Origin of the sequence: Actinomadura sp. 21ATH, assembly GCF_041951345.1 — a bacterium.
GTDB lineage: Bacteria > Actinomycetota > Actinomycetes > Streptosporangiales > Streptosporangiaceae > Spirillospora.
Map to the genome: position 1 here is coordinate 1 of NZ_JBGNUR010000045.1, position 1,093 is coordinate 1,093.

A 1,093-nucleotide genomic window follows, 5' to 3' on the forward strand; every position below is an offset into this window, starting at 1 on the left:
CCGGAGCTGGGGGTGGTCGCAGAGGCCAGGGGGAAGCGACTGTTTACTAAAAACACAGGTCCGTGCGAAGTCGTAAGACGCTGTATACGGACTGACGCCTGCCCGGTGCCGGAACGTTAAGAGGACCGGTTAGTCGCCTTCGGGTGGCGAAGCTGAGAATCTAAGCGCCGGTAAACGGCGGTGGTAACTATAACCATCCTAAGGTAGCGAAATTCCTTGTCGGGTAAGTTCCGACCTGCACGAATGGCGTAACGACTTCCCCGCTGTCTCAACCACAGGCCCGGTGAAATTGCAGTACGAGTAAAGATGCTCGTTTCGCGCAGCAGGACGGAAAGACCCCGGGACCTTCACTATAGCTTGGCATTGGCGTTTGGAGCGTCTTGTGTAGGATAGGTGGGAGACTGTGAAGCCGGCACGCTAGTGTTGGTGGAGTCGTTGGTGAAATACCACTCTGGTCGTTTTGAGCGTCTAACCCGCACCCGTGGATCCGGGTGGGGGACAGTGCCTGGTGGGTAGTTTAACTGGGGCGGTTGCCTCCCAAAGAGTAACGGAGGCGCCCAAAGGTTCCCTCAGCCTGGTTGGCAATCAGGTGGTGAGTGCAAGGGCACAAGGGAGCTTGACTGTGAGACAGACATGTCGAGCAGGTGCGAAAGCAGGGCCTAGTGATCCGGCACCGGCGTGTGGAAGCGGTGTCGCTCAACGGCTAAAAGGTACCCCGGGGATAACAGGCTGATCTTCCCCAAGAGTCCATATCGACGGGATGGTTTGGCACCTCGATGTCGGCTCGTCGCATCCTGGGGCTGGAGTAGGTCCCAAGGGTTGGGCTGTTCGCCCATTAAAGCGGCACGCGAGCTGGGTTTAGAACGTCGCGAGACAGTTCGGTCCCTATCCGCTGCGCGCGTAGGAGAATTGAGAGGGTCTGTCCCTAGTACGAGAGGACCGGGACGGACGGACCTCTGGTGTGCCAGTTGTCCCGCCAGGGGCACGGCTGGTTGGCTACGTTCGGTCGGGATAACCGCTGAAAGCATCTAAGCGGGAAGCCTTCCTCAAGATGAGTTCTCCCTCCCCGTTTCGGCGGGGGTAAGGCCCCCAA

Annotated in this window: 1 rRNA gene; it reads left to right on the forward strand. The window is 58.8% G+C overall.

The annotated features are described in order from the left end of the window. Positions 1-1,093 (forward strand): 23S ribosomal RNA (locus tag ACA361_RS42265); the annotation flags it as partial.